14 protein-coding genes, 1 pseudogene and 1 riboswitch are annotated in these 19018 nt (G+C 53.7%); of the genes and pseudogenes, 12 read left to right on the top strand and 3 right to left on the bottom strand.

Features of this window, described 5'->3' with window-relative positions; translation table 11 throughout:
- Positions 1-106 precede the first annotated feature (106 nt).
- Positions 107-306, top strand: a riboswitch (cobalamin riboswitch).
- A 152-nt stretch (positions 307-458) separates the two neighbouring features.
- The 10 genes from HP435_RS27950 to HP435_RS27905 all read left to right on the top strand — a co-directional run bounded on the left by HP435_RS27950 (position 459) and on the right by HP435_RS27905 (position 11838).
- Positions 459-704 carry a hypothetical protein gene (locus HP435_RS27950; RefSeq protein ID WP_122962338.1) on the top strand — a complete coding sequence of 82 codons (246 nt, stop codon included), beginning with the start codon at positions 459-461 and terminating at the stop codon, positions 702-704.
- The gene (gene mmgD / locus HP435_RS27945) at positions 694-1803 is read left to right on the top strand and encodes a citrate synthase (RefSeq protein WP_122962339.1); all 1110 of its coding nucleotides are present in this window, start codon (positions 694-696) and stop codon (positions 1801-1803) included. Before HP435_RS27950 ends, mmgD begins: the two co-directional genes overlap by 11 nt.
- Before the next feature lie 39 nt (positions 1804-1842).
- A complete protein-coding gene (locus HP435_RS27940; protein ID WP_370641115.1) occupies positions 1843-3273 on the top strand; it encodes a bifunctional 2-methylcitrate dehydratase/aconitate hydratase in 1431 nt (476 codons plus the stop codon).
- 13 nt (positions 3274-3286) lie between these two features.
- Complete coding sequence (gene prpB / locus HP435_RS27935; RefSeq protein ID WP_173598952.1) at positions 3287-4195, top strand: methylisocitrate lyase; 909 nt, start codon at positions 3287-3289, stop codon at positions 4193-4195.
- Between the two features lie 129 nt (positions 4196-4324).
- On the top strand, positions 4325-6016 hold the full coding sequence (locus HP435_RS27930; protein WP_173598953.1) for an acyl-CoA dehydrogenase family protein: 1692 nt from the start codon (positions 4325-4327) through the stop codon (positions 6014-6016).
- A 30-nt stretch (positions 6017-6046) separates the two neighbouring features.
- Positions 6047-6835 carry an enoyl-CoA hydratase-related protein gene (locus tag HP435_RS27925; RefSeq protein ID WP_173598954.1) on the top strand — a complete coding sequence of 263 codons (789 nt, stop codon included), beginning with the start codon at positions 6047-6049 and terminating at the stop codon, positions 6833-6835.
- A gap of 14 nt (positions 6836-6849) precedes the next feature.
- The gene (locus tag HP435_RS27920) at positions 6850-7920 is read left to right on the top strand and encodes an enoyl-CoA hydratase/isomerase family protein (protein ID WP_173598955.1); all 1071 of its coding nucleotides are present in this window, start codon (positions 6850-6852) and stop codon (positions 7918-7920) included.
- Positions 7921-8077: 157 nt separating this feature from the next.
- Positions 8078-9337 carry a glycoside hydrolase family 18 protein gene (locus HP435_RS27915; RefSeq protein WP_173598956.1) on the top strand — a complete coding sequence of 420 codons (1260 nt, stop codon included), beginning with the start codon at positions 8078-8080 and terminating at the stop codon, positions 9335-9337.
- Positions 9338-9669: 332 nt separating this feature from the next.
- Positions 9670-11274 (top strand): bifunctional metallophosphatase/5'-nucleotidase, encoded by a 1605-nt coding sequence (locus HP435_RS27910; protein ID WP_173598957.1) that lies wholly within the window; start codon positions 9670-9672, stop codon positions 11272-11274.
- A gap of 48 nt (positions 11275-11322) precedes the next feature.
- A complete protein-coding gene (locus tag HP435_RS27905) occupies positions 11323-11838 on the top strand; it encodes a hypothetical protein (RefSeq protein ID WP_173598958.1) in 516 nt (171 codons plus the stop codon).
- Positions 11839-11982: 144 nt separating this feature from the next.
- Here the strand turns inward: HP435_RS27905 and gcvPB are convergent, their stop codons facing one another.
- The 3 genes from gcvPB to HP435_RS27890 all read right to left on the bottom strand — a co-directional run bounded on the left by gcvPB (position 11983) and on the right by HP435_RS27890 (position 15834).
- Positions 11983-13572, bottom strand: a complete 1590-nt coding sequence (gene gcvPB, locus HP435_RS27900) for an aminomethyl-transferring glycine dehydrogenase subunit GcvPB (protein WP_173598959.1) — start codon at positions 13570-13572, stop codon at positions 11983-11985.
- 23 nt (positions 13573-13595) lie between these two features.
- A complete protein-coding gene (gcvPA, locus tag HP435_RS27895) occupies positions 13596-14981 on the bottom strand; it encodes an aminomethyl-transferring glycine dehydrogenase subunit GcvPA (protein ID WP_173598960.1) in 1386 nt (461 codons plus the stop codon).
- 70 nt (positions 14982-15051) lie between these two features.
- A complete protein-coding gene (locus HP435_RS27890; RefSeq protein ID WP_173598961.1) occupies positions 15052-15834 on the bottom strand; it encodes an SDR family NAD(P)-dependent oxidoreductase in 783 nt (260 codons plus the stop codon).
- A gap of 271 nt (positions 15835-16105) precedes the next feature.
- Here HP435_RS27890 and HP435_RS27885 point away from each other — a divergent pair, with 271 nt between their 5' ends.
- Complete coding sequence (locus HP435_RS27885; protein ID WP_173598962.1) at positions 16106-17860, top strand: sigma-54 interaction domain-containing protein; 1755 nt, start codon at positions 16106-16108, stop codon at positions 17858-17860.
- A 23-nt stretch (positions 17861-17883) separates the two neighbouring features.
- Positions 17884-18673, top strand: a pseudogene (locus HP435_RS27880) (arylamine N-acetyltransferase).
- Positions 18674-19018: the final 345 nt, after the last annotated feature.

Genomic DNA, 19018 nt, shown 5'->3' with positions numbered 1-19018 from the left:
CAGCCTGTCAGTAGATGGGCTGGCTTTTTCTATGGCTGAAATATCCAATATTTAGCAAAGAAAAGAATTGTTAATTTTCAAAATAACTGATATATTGAGAGCAAACTTCATACGTGTACAAACAGGTGCAGATAAATTCAACACTTTTATCTGCTTAAAAGGGAAGTTCGGTTCGAATCCGACGCTGTCCCGCAACTGTAATTGGGAGCGATTCGAAGATACCACTGTTTTCGCCAGCCGAAAATGGGAAGGTTCGAAAAGCGATGATCATAAGCCAGGAGACCTGCCTGTTTGAGCGCAACATCAATACCTACGAGGATAGGGGGTGTTAAGTGCGAGATGGATAGGCGTGTTTTTGATTTTCACAATCAGCATGCTTATTTCGGTATTCATTCGCCTCTTAACAACTTCTGCGGAAGTTGTTTTTTTGTGCGGATTTTCAGGAGGGTACGTGACGGATGAGTGATTTTTTGTTTGGAACGGTGGAGTATTTCACCAACGATTTTCAGGCGTGCATTATGAACAACTTGACGATAGAGAACCCGAGCGCGATCAAAGCGCATTACGCGAAATTAAAAGCAGAGGTCATCAGGCGAGCAGAAAATCAGGCAGATCAAGAAAAGCTTTTGCACAATCTCGACAAGGCTTATCAACGTCTAAAGGTCAACTTAATCGGGGCGGAGGATGAAGAGAATGGGAGCTGAAGAAAAGTTTTTTCCAGGTCTGGAAGGTGTGGTCGCTGCGGAAACGAGCATTTCCTTTTTGGATACGAAGCAAGGGGAAATCGTCATCAAAGGGTACGATTTGATCGAGCTGTCCAAAGCGCATCGTTACTTGGATATCGTCCATCTTTTGCTGGAAGAATCGTTGCCGAACGAACAGCAAAAGCGCGAAGTGGAAGAAAAGCTGAAAGCCGAGTACGACATACCGAACCAAGTATTCGACATGCTCAAGCTGCTGCCGGAAAAAACGCATCCGATGGACGGCTTGCGCACCGGGCTTTCTGCGCTTGCCGGATACGACAGCCAACTGGACAACTGCACGGCGCAAGCCAACAAGGAGCGGGCTTACAAGCTGCTGGGCAAAGTGCCGAACATCGTCGCCAACAGCTACCGCGTGATTCAAAAGGAAGCGCTGATCGCGCCGCTGCCGGAGCTGTCGTACAGTGCGAATTTCCTGTACATGATCACGGGCAAAATCCCGTCCGACTTTGAAGAAGCCATTTTCGACCGTTCGCTTGTTTTGTACAGCGAGCATGAGATGCCTAATTCGACGTTTACGGCACGCGTCATTGCCTCGACGATGTCGGATTTGTACGGGGCGTTGACCGGGGCGGTCGCTTCCTTGAAAGGGAACTTGCACGGCGGCGCGAACGAAGCGGTGATGCACATGCTGCTTGAGGCAGGCTCGGTCAAGGAGTTTGAAGCTTTGCTGGAGTCCAAGCTGGCCAACAAGGCGCGGATCATGGGCTTCGGGCACCGCGTGTACATGAAAAAGATCGACCCGCGCGCACTGATGATGAAGGACGCCCTGAAGCAATTGTGTGATGCAAAAGGCGACGACTTGCTGTACCAGATGTGCGAGGCAGGCGAAAAAATCATGGAGCGCGAGAAGGGCATTTACCCGAATCTGGACTACTACGCCGCTCCGGTTTACTGGATGCTGGGGATTCCGATTCCGCTGTACACACCGATCTTTTTCAGCGCAAGAACAGTGGGGCTGTGCGCACACGTCATCGAGCAGCATAGCCACAACCGCCTTTTCCGTCCACGGGTCAACTACATCGGCCAACGCCACGCCTAAATCCAATCCAAGCAGAAAGGAATGAGTCGCTTGTTGAAAATGAATGATCGCACGAAAACAGACCAGTTGCTGGAGGAGATCGCAGACTATGTGCTGACGAAGGAGATTACGAGCGAGGAGGCGTTCCAGACCGCGCGCTACGTGCTGTTGGACACGCTCGGATGCGGCATTTTGGCCTTGTCCTATCCCGAGTGCACGAAGCTTTTGGGGCCTATCGTCCCGGGCACAGTCGTTCCGAACGGCAGCCGTGTTCCCGGCACAGCGTATGTGCTTGATCCTGTGCGCGGAGCGTTCAACATCGGATGCATGATTCGCTGGCTCGACTACAACGATACGTGGCTGGCAGCCGAGTGGGGACATCCGTCCGACAACCTGGGAGGCATTTTGGCTGTAGCCGACTATGTGAGCCGTGTGCGCCTGGCAGAAGGAAAAGAACCGCTCGTCGTGCGCGATGTTTTGGAAATGATGGTGAAGGCGCACGAGATTCAGGGAGTGCTCGCGCTGGAAAACAGCTTGAACCGCGTGGGGCTTGATCACGTTCTGTTCGTCAAAATCGCCACGACTGCGGTCGTGACGAAGCTGCTGGGCGGGGGCCGGGAAGAGATCATTAACGCCTTGTCCAACGCATGGATCGACAATTCCAGCCTGCGCACTTATCGTCACGCACCGAATACGGGATCGCGCAAGTCATGGGCTGCGGGAGACGCGACCAGCCGGGGCGTGCATCTGGCATTGATGGCGCTAAAAGGCGAAATGGGTTACCCGTCCGCACTGTCTGCGCCAGGCTGGGGATTCCAGGACGTTTTGTTCAACAAAAAAGAACTGAAGCTCGCTCGACCGCTCGACTCCTACGTGATGGAGCACGTGCTGTTCAAAGTATCGTATCCGGCAGAGTTCCACGCCCAAACCGCAGCAGAGTGCGCCGTAACGCTGCACCCGCAAGTCATCGACCGACTGGAAGAGATCGATTCCATCACGATTACGACTCATGAATCGGCTATCCGGATTATCGACAAGGTCGGCCCGCTGCACAATCCGGCTGACCGTGACCACTGCCTGCAATACATTACCGCCATTGCTCTGCTCAAAGGAACGATTACAGCGGAGCATTACGAAGACGAAACCGCCAGCGACCCGAGAATAGACAGTCTGCGCGCGAAAATGAAGGTGATCGAGAACAAGCAGTACACGTACGATTACCTCGATCCGAACAAGCGCTCAATCGCAAATGCGGTACAGATTCACTTCAAGGATGGAACGAAGACGGAGAACGTCGAGTGCGAATATCCGCTCGGACACCGTTTCCGCCGTCAGGAAGCGATTCCGAAGATCGAGGAAAAGTTTTCGGATACATTGCGTACCCATTTCCCAGCCGGGCAGCAGCGCAAAATCGAGCAAGTCTGCTTTGACCACGAACAATTGGGGCAGATGCGCGTGAACGAGTTTATGAATCTGTTTTTGATCGGATAAGGAGGCGTTTGGCTTGGCGTGGATCGTGGATCAACCTATGACGCAAAAAGATCTGGCTGAGCAGCTGCGCTCGCTCATGTCGGCGCCTGACATTTTGCAAATACCCGGAGCGCACGACGCAATGGCTGCTATCGTCGCCAAACAGGCGGGCTTTTCGGCTCTGTACTTGTCAGGGGCTGCCTATACCGCGAGCAGGGGCTTGCCGGATTTGGGCATCGTCACTTCATCCGAAACGGCTGAACGCGCGAAAGACCTCGTACGAGCCACCAACTTGCCTGTGCTGGTCGATATCGATACGGGATTTGGCGGCGTGCTGAACGCGGCCCGCACCGCGCGGGAAATGGTCGAAGCTCACGTCGCGGCGGTTCAGATCGAGGATCAGCAGCTTCCGAAAAAGTGCGGTCACTTGAACGGGAAGCAGTTGGTCACAACCGAAGAAATGGCGCAAAAAATCAGCGTCATGAAAGAAGTCGCCCCTACTTTACTGATTGTGGCACGGACAGATGCGCGTTCTGTGGAGGGACTGGAGGCAGCGATTGCGCGAGCCGTCGCGTATGTGGAAGCGGGAGCGGATGCCGTTTTTCCGGAAGCGCTGGAATCGGAGGCGGAGTTCCGTTTGTTCGCGGAAAAGATCAAGGTGCCTTTGCTCGCCAACATGACCGAATTTGGAAAAACGCCGTACTATTCGGCGCAGCAGTTTGCCGAGATGGGCTACCAAATGGTCATCTATCCCGTGACGTCGCTTCGGGCAGCCGCGAAAGCGTATGAACGCATTTTCTCGCTGATCAAGACGCACGGGACGCAAAAAGCAGCGCTGTCCGACATGCAGACCCGTAGCGAGCTGTACGAGGTGATCTCGTACTACCGATATGAGGAGCTGGACAACCGGATAGCCAAGACGGTTCTCACAGACGAACAATAGCGCCAGACACATCGTTGACGGCACACCATAAGAGGCGATGATACGCATCCTTGAGCAAAATGACTGCTTGCTGTGAATCGGATCATCGCCTTTTTTCTCTTTTGTTTGCAGGTGAAAGGAGGGGGCAGGATGGAAACAGCCGAGCTGCGCTGGTATCAGGATGGGTTTACGCCCGAAGATTTTACCGAGGAAGATCAGCTTATCGCCAAAACGACCGAGTTGTTTGTCAAACAAGATGTGGCCCCGAAAATGATGGCGATCGAGCAACACGATTATGCCGCAGGGAGTAAGTTGTTTGGCAAGGCAGGCGAGCTTGGCCTGCTCGGGATCGAGGTGCCCGAGCAATACGGCGGGCTTTCCCTGAACAAAAAAGTCGCGGGACTGGTCGCGGAAAAGATGGGGTTTGCCGGGTCGTTCAGCGTGTCCTTCAACATTCATGCAGGTGTGGGAACTTTGCCGTACGTCTATTTTGGCACGGAGGAGCAGAAGCAAAGCTACTTGCCCAAGCTCGCCGCGGGAGAATGGATCGGCGCGTACGCATTGACAGAGTCCAATGCCGGATCTGACGCGCTGCACGCGAGAACGAGCGCGGTGTTGAACGAGGATGGAACTGGCTGGATTTTGAACGGGGAAAAACAGTGGATTACAAACGCGCAGTTGGCGAATGTGTACGTTGTTTTTGCCAATACGAGCGAAGGCATGACGGCGTTTATCGTGGAACGGACGTATCCGGGAGTGTCTGTCGGGCCGGAAGAGAAAAAAATGGGGATCAAAGGCTCGTCCACGGCTACGTTGCTGTTGGAGGATGTGCATGTTCCGCAGGCAAATGTCCTCGGCAAACCGGGGCAAGGCCATCGGGTCGCGCTGAACATTTTGAACATGGCGCGGCTAAAGCTGGCGTTTTCCAACATCGGCTCGGCCAAACAAGCGCTACAACTGGCGGTCACGTACGGAAAAGTCCGCAAGCAATTTCAAAAATCGCTCGTCGACTTCACGATGATCCAGGAGAAAATCGCCAATATGGCGGTGTCCATCTACGGAGCGGAAAGCGCAGCCTACCGCACAGCCGGGGCGCTGGATGACGCTTTGCAAGCCGTAAACGACAGCGAAGACATGCTCAAAAAGCTTGCCGATTTTGCCATGGAGTGCGCGATCAATAAAGTGTATGGCTCCGAGGTGCAGGATCAAGCCGTGGACGAGGCTGTGCAAATACATGGCGGGTATGGCTACATGCAGGAATACGAGGTAGAACGTCTGTATCGCGATGCCAGAATCAGCCGAATTTTTGAGGGAACCAACGAAATCAACCGATTGACGATTGGCAAAATTTTAATGAAAAAATATGCAGGCAGCCCCGAATCACTTCCACTCTCTCCGGTGATCGCTGGCGGTGAAGCCGGGCGAAACGAGCGGTTTGTCGCGTTTGCCAGACGTTTGTGTCAGCAGTCTTTGTACACGATTGGGCATTCCGCGCTACAGGTTGACCAGGAGCAAGAGTATTTGCGCCTCTTGGCTGACATCGTGAAGGACTTGTACGTCATGGAATCGGCACTGCTCCGTACGCAAAAGGCCATCCGTACGAACGGTCCGGGTAAAGAAGCGATCAAGCAAGCCGTCGCAGATGTATTGTGCGAGGAAGGGTATCGGCGGGTAGAGGAAGCGGCGATATCGCTTGTATCCGGCGCGGAGACGGATGCGCAGAAGCGGGCGGAAATCCTCCAGCAAATTCGCAATCTTCCAGTGCCCCTCTACGAAAATCTGTTTGTAAAAAAACGGGCGATTGCCAAAGAGATCACGAATCGCGCGCGTTATTTTGTGTAGCGGGAAGTGTGCAGAACGAAGGGAGGAAAGATGAATATGTACGCATTTGCCAAGGTCAATAAGGACGCCGGAGTCACAACGGTGGAGATCAATCACGCGCCAGCAAATACGCTATCGTCGGCGTGCATTCATGAGCTGCGCGCCCTTTTTCGGGAGCTGGACCAGGATGAAGAGACGAAGGCCATCATCTTGATGGGAGCGGGCCGCTTTTTTGTAGCAGGGGCGGATATCAAGGAATTTGTTTCGGCATTCGGCGATCCGGAAAAAGCGCTTGCTCTGGCCGCGGCCGGGCAAGCTCTGTGCAATGAAGTCGAAAACATGCAAAAGCCTGTCATTGCCGCAATCAATGGCCCTGCACTGGGCGGCGGGCTGGAATTGGCGCTTGGCTGCCACTACCGGATCGCTGCACAAAATGCGATTGTAGGCTTGCCTGAGTTGAAGCTGGGCTTGATTCCGGCTTTTGGCGGAACACAGCGGCTCAGCAAAGCGGTCGGCACGGCGCTCGCGACGCAGCTCATTTTGAGCAGCAAACAGCTGACGGCGGAGGAAGCGGCCAGCCTCAACCTGGTGCAGGCTGTCGTGCCTTTGGAAGAGCTGCTGCCTACAGCGACGATCGTCGCCCAGTCGCTCATCGAAGGGAAGAGCATGACAAGTGTGACGCGAGCGCTTGCGTGCATTACGCATAGCGGTCAAGGCAGCTTGGCGGAAGGTTTGGAGAAAGAGCGGGAGAAATTCGCCGAGCTGTTCGCGACCGCAGATGCCAAAGAAGGCATCCAAGCTTTTATCGAGAAGCGGCAGCCGCAGTTTACTCATTCCTGACAGGAGGAGATTTGATGACACAAGACGTTCTGTTTTCCGTTGGCGAACACGGTCTGGCGACGATCACGCTGAATCGTCCCAAGGCAATCAATTCGCTTACGCACGAGATGATTGCAGCGATTGGACAACGTTTGCAAGAGTGGGCGAGTGATGAGCAGGTTCGGCTGGTGGTTGTAAAAGGCGAAGGGTCGAAGGGGCTTTGCGCTGGCGGGGATATCAAAGCGCTGTACGAAGCGAATACAAGTGCAGAAGCCATGGAAAAAGCTGTCCGTTTTTTTGCGGACGAATATCAGGTGGACCAGTTGATTTACGAGTTCGCCAAGCCAGTGGTCGCCGTCCTCGACGGGGTGGTGATGGGTGGAGGCGTAGGGTTGACTTACGGTGCCAGCCACCGCATTGTGACGGAACGCACGAAGTGGTCCATGCCGGAAATGAATATCGGCTTTTTCCCCGATGTAGGTGCCGCCTATTTTTTGAATCAAGCGCCAGGACAAATCGGCAAGTATCTCGCCTTGACTGCCGCGATCATTCAGGCTCCCGATGTATTGTACAGCCAGGCAGCAGACGCGTATATGGCGAGTGAGCGGCTGGAATCGTTTCTGCTTGCGCTGGAGCAAAAGGATTGGTCAGCGGCGGGAGACGGAACGGAGGCTGAGTTGAACAGGCTTGTGGCTACCTATGCAGAAAATCAGGAAGGGGCAGGGAGGCTTGCCGGAGTGCGCGAGCAGATTGATCGTCATTTTGCTTTTGCCACGCTGGAGGAAATCGTTGCGTCCCTGGCAGCAGAAGAGAGCGAGTTTGCGAGAGAAACAATCGAGGCTTTGCTGTCAAAATCACCAAGCTCGCTGAAAGTCACCTTGAAGCAGCTGATTGACGGAAAAAACAAGACGAGAGAAGAATGCTTTGCGACTGACCTCGTGCTTGCGCAAAACTTCATGCGCCATCCCGATTTTTTTGAAGGGGTGCGCTCGGTGCTCATCGACAAGGACCGCTCTCCGCGTTATGCGTACCGCACGTTGGCAGATGTTTCGCCAGAGCTGGTGGAACGGTTTTTTCAGGCGAGTGACAGTGTGGCGTCATCTTGATCGAGAAAAGTGTCTGGCTGGGAAGGAAGCTCCCGGCTGGGCACTTTTTTGCGTGCTGCTTATCCCGCTACGTCGGATCGCAATGGGTGCAAGCTCCTTTTGATCGCCTGCCTCATATAAATGTACATCGTATGAAATGGCAAAAAGGAGCGTCTACATGTTCATCTACACAGTAAAACCGGGTGATTCTCTCTATTCTGTCGCCGCGAAATTCGAGGTTCCGATGGCGGTCTTGCAATCGACCAACGGTTTGACAGTAACGACGCTCGTGCCCGGGCAGGATTTGGTTATCCCGACAAAAACATACATCGTCCAGCCAGGCGATTCGCTGTATGCCATCGCCCAGATGAGTTTTGTGACTCCAAAGGCGTTGCAGGAAGCGAACGGACTGACTTCGTACGCGCTTACTCCCGGCAAAAGGCTCAGACTGCCAACCAGAGCCAAGTATCCAGTGGAAAACTTCAGTTATTTGCTGCTGACGACACCGGAAAATGACGAGAAAATCATCGTCAATTCAGCCGCGAACAACACGTATTACGGCATTTTCGAGCACCATCTTTTGCCTGGGGGTGCTCTTAGCCAGCTGGACGATGCGGCTGTCATTCGTGCCAGCAGACGGCATCGTGTTGCGCCGCTGGCCGTCATTACCAATCTGACGGCAACGGGCTTCAATGCAGAGCTGGTTCGGCAAATCCTGAACAGTCGCGAGCAGACCCAACGTCTGATCGACAACATTTACACACTGGTGCGGACGAAAAATTACGCGGGCGTAAACATTGACTTCGAGCTGGTTCGCCCGCAGGAACGCGATTTGTATACGAACTTCCTGCGCGCTTTGCGGCAGCGGTTGAAGCCGCACGGTTACTTTCTTTCGGTCGCGCTGCCTGCGAAGACAAACGATGAAGTCGAGTGGCTGAAAGGCTACGACTACAAAGGGATCGGCGCGGCAGTGGACTTCGTTTTTCTCATGACGTATGACTACCATGAAGCAGGAAGCGAGCCTGGCCCAGTCGCCCCGATTGGGGAAGTGCGCCGCACGATCGAGTACGCCATTTCCCAGATGAACCGGAAAAAAATCATTTTGGGAGTCGCGCGTTACGGCTACAACTGGATGATGCAGGGAGACAACGTCGTGAGCGCGCAGCCTGTGAGAGTAGCCGATGCTGTCCAGCTATCGATGCGCTACACGGTGCCGATCCAGTTTTCTGCCGAGTACCAGCAGCCGCATTTTACGTACTGGGATGAAAATGGGAGGAAGCACATTGTCTGGTTCGAAAACGTGCGCGGCCGCGCTGAAAAATACAGGCTGGTTTACGAGTACCGTCTGCGCGGTGTAGGCGCGTGGCAGCTCGGCTTCGAGTTCCCGCAATCGAAAGTGTTGATTCCGTTCTTTTTCACGGTGAAAAAAGTGATCTAACCAAGCTGGTATGAGACAACAGTCGTCTGTGAACAGGGCGGCTGTTTTCTGGATTTTGCGTTATTATAGGCACCTTGTTTTACATCGTCCACTTGTTGAAGACGGAGCAGCCGCGAATCATTGAGCAGCGACTGCAAAGAAGCTTGCACCGCCCGCCTGACCGGAGCGACAAAAAGGTTGAAGAGCAGGGCATGGATGAACAAATTTGATCAGATCAAACATGGTTGGGACGATTGTCAAATTACCGTAAAGCTCTTGTGAAAAGCGGTTTTTCAGCAGGCGAATCCGCTATGATAGGGGAAGAAGCGCGAGAGAGAACGGAGTGAATCAACATGCTGGCACCTGATCAGGAATGCACCTTGACGATTTTGCAAACGAGTGATTTGCACGGGAGCATTTTCCCGCATTCTTATGCCAATCATGAGCCAAAAGAGCTGGGATTGGCCAAACTGGCAGCCCGAATCAGGGAAGAGAAACAGCGGGCGGATCAGTTGCTTGTCATCGACTGTGGCGACCTGATCCAAGGTACGCCGCTTGCCTATCACCATGCCCGCATCAGCCACGAGCAGCCGAACCCGATGATTCTCTGTCTGAACGAATTGGGCTATGATGCCGCTATACCGGGAAACCATGAGTTTAATTACGGGTTGCCGTTTTTGCAAAAGGCGATGAGCGAAAGCCGCTTCCCCTGGCTGTGCGCGAATTTGACCGATGCGGACGGAAAGCCCTTTTTTGGCCGAGCGTACACAGTCAAGCGCTTTGCAAACGGACTTGCAGTAGGCATAATCGGCCTGACTACTTCTTATATCCCGCATTGGGAAAATCCGGCGCATATTGCTGGCATTCAGTTTCGCGATCCGGTCGAAACGGCCCGCTACTGGGTGCGCTTTTTGCGCGAAGAAGAAGCGGTCGACGTTGTTGTGGTCGCCTATCACGGCGGGTTGGAACGGGATGCCGAGACAGGGGAACCGACCGAACCGCTCACTACGGAGAATCAAGGATACGAGCTGTGCGCATCTGTCGAGGGCATCGATGTTTTGCTGACGGGACATCAGCATCGGATGCTCGCTTCCACTGTTCACGGTGTCGCGATCGTGCAGCCGGGGCACGAAGGACGGATGGCGGGAAAAGTCGTCCTGAATTTGCGGGCAAAGGAGTCGCGATGGGAGATTAGGCAAAAACAGGTCAGTCTGCTGTCGGCAGAGGGCGTGCAGCCAGATGCGTCCCTGCTGGAGCTGGCAGCGGATTACGAGGCAGAGACGCAGCAATGGCTGGATCAGCCAATCGGTCGAATTGAAGGCAATATGCGCATAACTGATCCGCTGGCGGCGAGATTGCAGGAGCATCCGTTCATCGAGTTTATCAATCGGGTGCAGATCGAGATGTCAGGGGCCGCGATTTCGAGTACGGCGCTGTTTGACAATGCCGCAGCCGGATTTGCGGAAAACGTGACCATGCGCGATATCGTCAGCAACTACATTTATCCGAATACGCTAAAAGTATTGCGTGTGACCGGACAGGATATCAAGGATGCATTGGAGCAGACGGCAGGCTACTTTGATCTGAACGAGACGGGAGAAATCGTCGTCAGCCCGCGCTTTCTCGCACCAAAGCCGCAACACTACAACTATGACATGTGGGAAGGCATCGAATACCGGATCAATGTCGCAAAGCCGCTGGGACAGCGAATCGAATTTTTGACGCAAGAGCACAAGCCGCTTGAGATGGCTGCCGAGTACGAGGTCGTCATGAATCATTACCGTGCGGGTGGGGGCGGCAACTACACGATGTTCCAGCACAAGCCAGTCGTTCGCGAGCTGGCGATCGAGATCGCGGAACTGCTGGCGACGTACTTGCTGGAACGAAAAGTGGTCAAGGCGACTGTCAATGCGAACTGGAGCGTGGTTGCGATTGGCGGGCAGGGGAGCGGCGGGTAAAGCGGAGTATAAGGAAAAAACGTAACGAGATAAGGAGTTCCCATTCGTATGGTTGATATGAGGTTACATATTGCTGTACCTTCAGATGACATCGATTTTCGCTTTATCGAAAGAGAAGCAAACACTTCCTTTTTCTCTATTCAGAACAAAAGTGGAATTCAGAGAGCCATAGATCCAAGCGATAGCAATTTTTTAGAGGCACTTTTGATCACGTATCAAGGTAAGTCAGTATCTGATTTCCGTTTTTGTGATGTCAGGCTGCTAACGCAATTGATTGCCGTGGTTGAGGATTACTACTTGAGTGCCAAAAAAACAATTAGCGAAGACATTTACGGTCTTGGCGTAATTACAATCGGTCTGAGACAAACGGGTGAAAACAAACTGTTGTTAACAGCTGTAAAAGACGGAAATACGATTGTACAGGCTGAATTGCCAGAGAAAGAATGGATAGATAAGTTGTTTGCATTATGTAGAGAGTATTTTTCTTGCCTTATTCAATACGGAATTGCTGAATCGTTTCATACAAAGCAACTATCCGTTATATGTGAGTATGAAAAAAGATAAAAGGATACATACAGAAAAAACCTTGGGTAAGAAACAACCAGTGTGATTCCTTTCGTGGAATCACACTGGTTGTTTTGTCTAACAAAACAATACGAGCTAAGAGTCCTGCTGGAACACCATGAAGAAATCAGGGCGCAGAACGCCCTATTCCTTATCCGTTTTTTTCAAATAGGCTCTCCATGTAATGGCCCACTGTTCGGGATCGTCCAGCACCGATTCGATGACGCGGTGGCCTGTGCTGTTGTGGGGGGCGGTTTGGACGATTTCCGGATTTTCGTATGCTTCCTGGGAGATGTGGGTCAAGGCTGCGATGTATTCGTCCAGCTCGGCTTTGGAATACGACTCGGTCGGTTCCAGCGTGAACGGCTCCGGCACGATATAAGGGTGATGGCTGGTCCAGTAATGGTGGGCGAAGTCAGCCATGCGCCGCTGGACATCGTAAGTCGTGACGCCCGTGTCTTCGGTGAGCTTCTGCCAGCTGTAGCGAACCTGTTCCAGGCGGCGGCCCTTGATATACGGGGCACTGGCGCCGCGAATCTGCAAAATTTTGTGGTACAAGTAATTGTTGTTGAGGCAGGCGATTTTCGCTGCTTCTTCCAGCCCTTCCGCTCCGAGCGCCCGAATCCAGGCGTAGGCGCGCAGGACAGCCGGCGGCACGCCGTAGAAGCTGCGGACTTTGCCGATGCTGTTTTTCAGCTCACGCTTGTAGTAATAACGCTCTCCGTCGAAGTCGACGAGCGGACCCGGCAGGAACTCCTCCAGCTTTTCCGTCACGCCGATGGCTCCAGTCGCAGGGCCGCCGCAGGCATGGGGGATGGAAAAGGTTTTGTGCAGGTTGAAGAAGCACATGTCGAAGCCAGCTTCCAAGGCGCGGGTAATGCCGAGCAAACCGTTGGCGTTTGCCTGGTCGTAGCAGCAAAGCCCTCCTGCGGCGTGAACCACGTCGGTAAATTCCTTGATGCGGGAGTTGTAGATGCCAGTGTCTTCCGGATTGGCTACGGCAAAAGCAGCCGTCCGTTCCGACACAAGCCCTTTCAGCGCCTCCAGATCAGGGTAGCCGTTTTCGTCGGCAGGCACGTAAATGATTTTGAAGCCTTTGACTGCGGCGGTTGCGGCTTGCGAAGGGTGCGAAAAGTGCGTTGTCAAAAACTCGTTGCGCAGCTCGCCTTCGCCGCGGGATTCGTGGTATTTGCGGACGATAGAGGCTTGCGTAAGTAGTGCCTGCGTGCCGCTGCCCGGCTGGAAGGAGAATTTGTCCATGCCGGATACTTCGCGCAAAAACAGGTCGAGCTTGTAGGTGATTTCCAGCATGCCCTGAACGGTGGACTCGTCTTGCAGCGGGTGCAGCTCCGCCATTTTGGGCGAGCGGGCGAAGCGCTCGTTGATTTTCGGCGAGTATTTCATCGTGCATGTGCCTTGGCCGATCTCGACGTTAAAGTCCGCGCCGAGCACCTCCTGCGACAGGCGGGAATAGTGGCGAATCACACGGAACTGGCTGATTTGCGGGAGATTGGGGCGCTTTTTGCGGCGCAGACTGTCTGGAAGCTGAGACACACCGTCTCCGACAGATGCGACAATCTCCTGCTCGACGGGGGGAACCTCGACTCCTCGCTCGCCGGGCTGGCTCAGTTCAAAAATGACAGGCTCATCCCACTTGGCCTGGTGGAAGCGTCTGACTTTGTGATCGCGGGGAATCCGCTTCATTTTCCCGATCGTTCCTTCGGATGTTTTCATCGTTGATCTCCTCCTTTTCCTGTTTACACGATGCTTGCAAGCGCAGTAGCGAGCGCGTCGATCTCTTCTTTGGAATGGACTTCTGTCACGCAGAAAAGGGCGCATTGCTCAAGCTGCGGATCGTGCGCGGTCAGGTCGACGCCGCCGAAAATGCCGCGAGAGAGCAGAGCCGCGTTGATCTCCTTGACCGTTTTGCCTGTTTGCGAAAAGTCGATGACAAATTCTTTGAAAAACGGGCCGGAAAACTTCAGCTCGACGCCAGGCAAGGAGGCGAGCTGCTTCGCGCCGTACTGGGAGCGTTGCATGATGCCCTGTCCAAGCTCTTCCATGCCGTCCGGCCCCATGGTCGCTAAATACACGCCTGCGGTAATTCCCCACAGCGCGGTTTGCGTACCGACAGATTCCTTGCCTTTTTCCCGTTTGGCAAAAGAGGTGCGGTCGTACGCCACATCCCCGAAGCCATACTCGCCTTCGACTTCTGTCGGCGCGATGCCGAACAGGCGGGAAGGGTATTCCATGACGAAGGTTGGATCGTCGTGCGTCGCGATAAACCCGGATTGACCGCCGCCGTAATGCATGTGGACACCGAGTGGTTGCAAATCGCCGCACACGATATCCGCTCCGTAGTTGGCGGGCGCTTCCATGACACCGAGCGAGCTTGGGTCGACACCGACGACACACAAGGCCCCGGCAGCGTGGGCGAGGTCTGCAATCAATTGTCCGTTCGTTTCCAGCGAGCCGAGGAAGGACGGATTTTCAAAATAGACAGCGGCAGTGTTAGGGCCAAGCTTCGCCTGCAAGTCTGCCAGATCGATAGCTCCGGTATCTTCCGTGAAGTCCACCAGTGTAAGCGTCAGATCAGGGGAGGTGTAGTTTCGGATGATCAGCAGCTTGTCGGGATGGATGTTTTTCGGGAGCAACAGCTCGGTGCGCTTCGTAATGCGCGCTGCCATGCGCAGCGCAGTAGAAGCAGCCTGTGCCCAGTCAAAGGTCGGAACGTTGACGACATCCATGTCGACCAACTCGGCAACCAGGCTCTGGTATTCAAACAGGGCTTGAAAACGTCCTTTGTCCTCGTATGGCTCACCTGCATAAGCGGTCAGAAACTCGGCGCGCGAGTTGATTTCGTCGCACACAGCCGGAATGAAGTGAGGCCAGCAGCCAGCCCCGAGAAAGCTGATGTATTCTTTCGTCGTAATGTTTTTGTTCATGAGCTGGTTGACGTGTCGCTCCAGCTCGTATTCGGTCAAAGCAGGGGGAATGTTCATTTTTTCTTTCAGGCGCAGCTCCTGCGGAATGTCAGCAAAAATCTCCTCAATGCTGCCCAGCCCGATTTCCTTCAGCATCTGCTCTTTGACAGCGGGCGCTGAGTTCGGGATGTACGGATGTGCAAAAGGTTTGGCGCTCATGTATGTGTCCCTCCATTTTTTCATACTTTTCTGTCATGTCATGTAAGAATGTAAGAACGGAAAGCCGCTTCTAGGCCAGTCCGCCGCCATCTACGACCAACACGGAGCCTGTCACCCAAGTCGAGAGGTCACTGGCAAAAAACAGGACGGCGTTGGCGATATCTTTTGGCGTGCCAAGACGCTCCAAAGGTCGGCCCTGCGCGGAGGAGATGAGGAAAGCCCCTTCTTCCTTATTCAGCTGGCGAGCTTCTTCCCGCAGCAGTGGCGTGTCCGTATCGCCAGGCGAAACGCAGTTGACGCGAATGTTCTCCGGGCCGTGATCGATTGCCATTGCCCTTGTCAGGTTGACGATGCCTGCTTTGGCTGCGCAGTAGGCTGCTGCCTTGTCGCCGCCTTTGATGCCCCAGCCGGAGCCTGTGTTGATAATGCTGCCGCCGCCGTTTTTCGCCATGATTGGAATGACGAACTTGGACAGGTTGTACGCCCCTTTGAGCGATACATCGATGACGAGATCCCACTCGTCTTCCGCCAGCTCGACGACCGTTTTGCGCCGGATGACGCCAGCGTTGTTGAACAAAATATCGATGCGGCCAAAAGCTTGCTCCACCGACTCGGCCACTCGCTGACAATCAGCTTGGGAAACGACGTTGCACATAAAAAACTGGGCGAACCCGCCAGACTCGTTAATCTCGCCTGCGGCTTTTTCTCCAAGCTCCTGATTGATGTCGAGCAGCATGACCTTGACGCCGAATTGAGCGAGACGCTTTGCAGTGGCAAGGCCGATGCCGGAAGCGCCGCCTGTGACCAAGGCAATTTTTCCATCCAGTTGAAAAATATCGTTAACGTTTGGCAAGGTTGATCGATCCTCCCTGGCTGTTTCATTTCTTTTGCTTTTGTGATCTTACATGTTGCAAGCTCTGTGCCAATATTTTTTTGGCAACGATTTTCCGAGTTCTGATGCCAGAAATGGCGATTATGCCGTTCTTCGCCAGAAGCGCAGACACGTATTGTTTGCCACGATTGACAAACGATTTGCCATTTTTGACACGGCAAAAGGCAATTTGATTGTAAGGTATCTGAATTTTTAATAAACTAAAAGGAAGAGGAAACAAAGGGGGATGCGCATGCTTTCGCTGGAACGCTACAAGCCGGCTATCGAAAAAGTGATCACTGGCATTTCGGACATTTTAAACGTCGATGCAGCCGTCATCAACGAACGTGGTTTGCTGGTGGTCAGCACAGAGCGCTATCTGAAACAGAAGGGCAACCATGTGCATATCCCTTCGCTGCAGTTCATCTTGTCAAAAGGCCAGTTTCTCGTAGACAAACCGGGTTTTATGGAAATGTGCGAGGGCTGCCGTTTTCTTGACAGTTGTCCGGCAAAGGTCGAGCTGCTCTCGTCGATCAAGATTGCGGATCAGGCGATTGGGATTGTTTCCCTCACGTCTTTTACAAAAGAAGGGCAGCATCGCCTGTCCAAGCATACAGAGAAATACCAGCAAATTTTGCTGGAAATAAGCGAGTTGATTACGACGATCGTCCAGACTCATTCGGCTACCCAAACCAGCTCTGCCGATGAAGAAAAGCTTTTGCTGGAAGGGGCGCTTGATACGCTGAACGACGCGTACCTGACTTTTGACCGCAGCGGCAATATCATCCATACTAACACCAGCGCCCGTACGCTTTTGGCTCAAAACGAGCTGCTTCCCGCCGACATCTCGCGGATGTTTCTACCGTCCTTGTCAGGCATGGCGGCGCACTATTTGCCAGTCGCCAACTGTCTTGTCGACAAGCTCGATGCTTCGGCGGAGGCGACGCCAATCGTTGTCGACAATCAACTGATCGGCGGGGTTTTGCGTGTCCCGCGGGAGTCTCCTGCGACTGCGCTGCCGCAAGCGGGGCAGCGACGTTCACTGTCTCTGAGAGATGAGGGCTTGGATCATCTGGTTGGCAGCAGCGAGGCGATTCGCGAGGTCAAGGACATCGCAAGGAAGATCAAGGACAGCAGCTCTACGGTGCTGATCACGGGTGAAACAGGAACGGGAAAAGGGCATCTAGCAAAAGCGATCCATGATTCCGGCAACAGGGCGTTTTATCCGTTTGTAGCGATCAACTGTGCGAGCATTCCCGAGAGCTTGTTTGAAAGCGAACTGTTTGGCTATGAGGACGGAGCTTTTACAGGGGCCAAAAAAGGCGGCAAGCCGGGACGATTCGAGTTGGCAGATGGCGGGACGCTGTTTCTCGACGAGATTGGCGATATGCCGCTGTCTTTGCAAGCGAAGCTGCTGCGCGTATTGCAGGAAATGGTGGTGGAGCGTGTCGGTGGAACGAGAGCATTTCCGATCAACGTTCGCGTCATCGCGGCCACGAATCAGAATTTGGAGGAGCTGGTGGCGAACAAGGCATTTCGCGCCGATCTTTACTATCGGCTGAACGTCATTCCGCTCCACGTTCCGCCGCTTGCTGAAAGGCGGGAGGATATCGAGCCGCTGGCGAATGCCTTTTTGCAAAAATGCGTGACGAAAACGGGGCGCAGCTTTTTCGGCTTTTCCCCCGATACGTTGGCTGTGCTCAAGGCGTATGACTGGCCGGGAAATGTCAGAGAGCTGGAAAACGCGATCGAATATGCGATGAACATGGAGAGCGATTCCGTCATCACGCCAGGCAGCTTGCCGCCCCGGCTGCGCAGTCGGTTGGTCACTGGCTACTCTGCTGCGACGACTGCGATCAAGGCGCGCGTCGCTGATGTGCAAGCGGACGCGATCCGCGCTGCTTTGCAAAAGCACGGAACCGATCTGAAAGGAAAGCAGAAAGTAGCGGAAGAGCTGGGAATCGGAATCCGCACGCTGTACCGCAAGCTGAAACTGCTGGGCATATAGCTGGCATATAGGAGGGCGACAAAATGGGTGAGTTCGATACTTTGTTTCGGCAACGAATTGGCATTCCAGAAACTGAGACGATTCCTTTTGAAAAGCTGGACTTGGTTCTGGAAAAAAGCAGCGCTGGCTATCCCTTTTGAAAATATGCGCGTCATCGAGCAACAAACGAAAGCGATCACCAAAGAAAATGTGATGAGCAAAATATTGGTGGAGCGGGAAGGCGGGCTGTGCTACGAGCTTAACTCGCTTTTGTATTTCTTTTTGCTGGAAAACGGCTTTGATGCCGTTTTGACCAGAGGGGTCGTGTATAAGCCTGCGGAACGAGCCTTTTTAACGATTGGCCGCACGCATCTGACGATTGTGCTCCGTCATCAAGGGCGGCAGTATTTAGTGGATACGGGGTTTGGCGGGAACTTGCCGCTGAAGCCTGTTCCGCTGAGCGGCGAGACGGTGACTTCTGCTAATGGAGAGTTTCGTGTAGGCAGAACGGACAGCGAGTATGGGAGCCATGTGCTGGAGATGAAGTTGAAGCACAAGGATACGGAGTGGAGAATCGGGTATGCTTTCGACCCCGAAAGGCCGATTGCCGGGCTATTCGAATGCGACGAGATTCAGACGATTATCGCTGATCACGCGGAGTCTCCTTTCAACAAAAGCCCATTGCTTACGCAGTTGACGCCTACGGGAAACATCACTTTGACGAATGCCACGTTTACTGAGTGGGTCGATGGGCGTGTGACGAAGGAGAGCGTTGACGAAGCTAGATTTAAAGAGTTGGCCAGGCGGTATTTTGGCTGGCGGGATTGGGATTGATGACTGTTAGGCTTTGGGCGGATCGTGGTTTTTTGAAAGATTGATCTGGGGTGGAAATTTTTAGTGCGGGTGTTGAGCGGAGCTGTAGTGGAGAGAGGAAACAGGAGAAACCGCGGCAGGGACGTGGGCCTCTCGCGGGGAAGCGTGGACTGCCCGTCTCCGGCGAAAAAGGAAAACCGCGTCAAAAGCAGCGAGATCGAGGAAGCGGACGCACGTTGCCGCTTAAAGGCGTGTTTTCCTTTTTCGCCTGCGCCTCGGAAGGAGTCTCAAAGCCCTTTCGCTTGTTTCTCCTGTTTCCTCGGCCAACGTGTGGCTTTGGTCGGACATCGCTTTTGGATGGTTGAT

Origin of the sequence: Brevibacillus sp. HD3.3A (assembly GCF_013284375.2) — a bacterium.
In the GTDB taxonomy this organism is placed as follows: Bacteria; Bacillota; Bacilli; order Brevibacillales; family Brevibacillaceae; genus Brevibacillus; species Brevibacillus parabrevis.
Note: the sequence above shows the minus strand (reverse complement) of the source record. Positions and strands in the feature narration are given on the sequence as shown.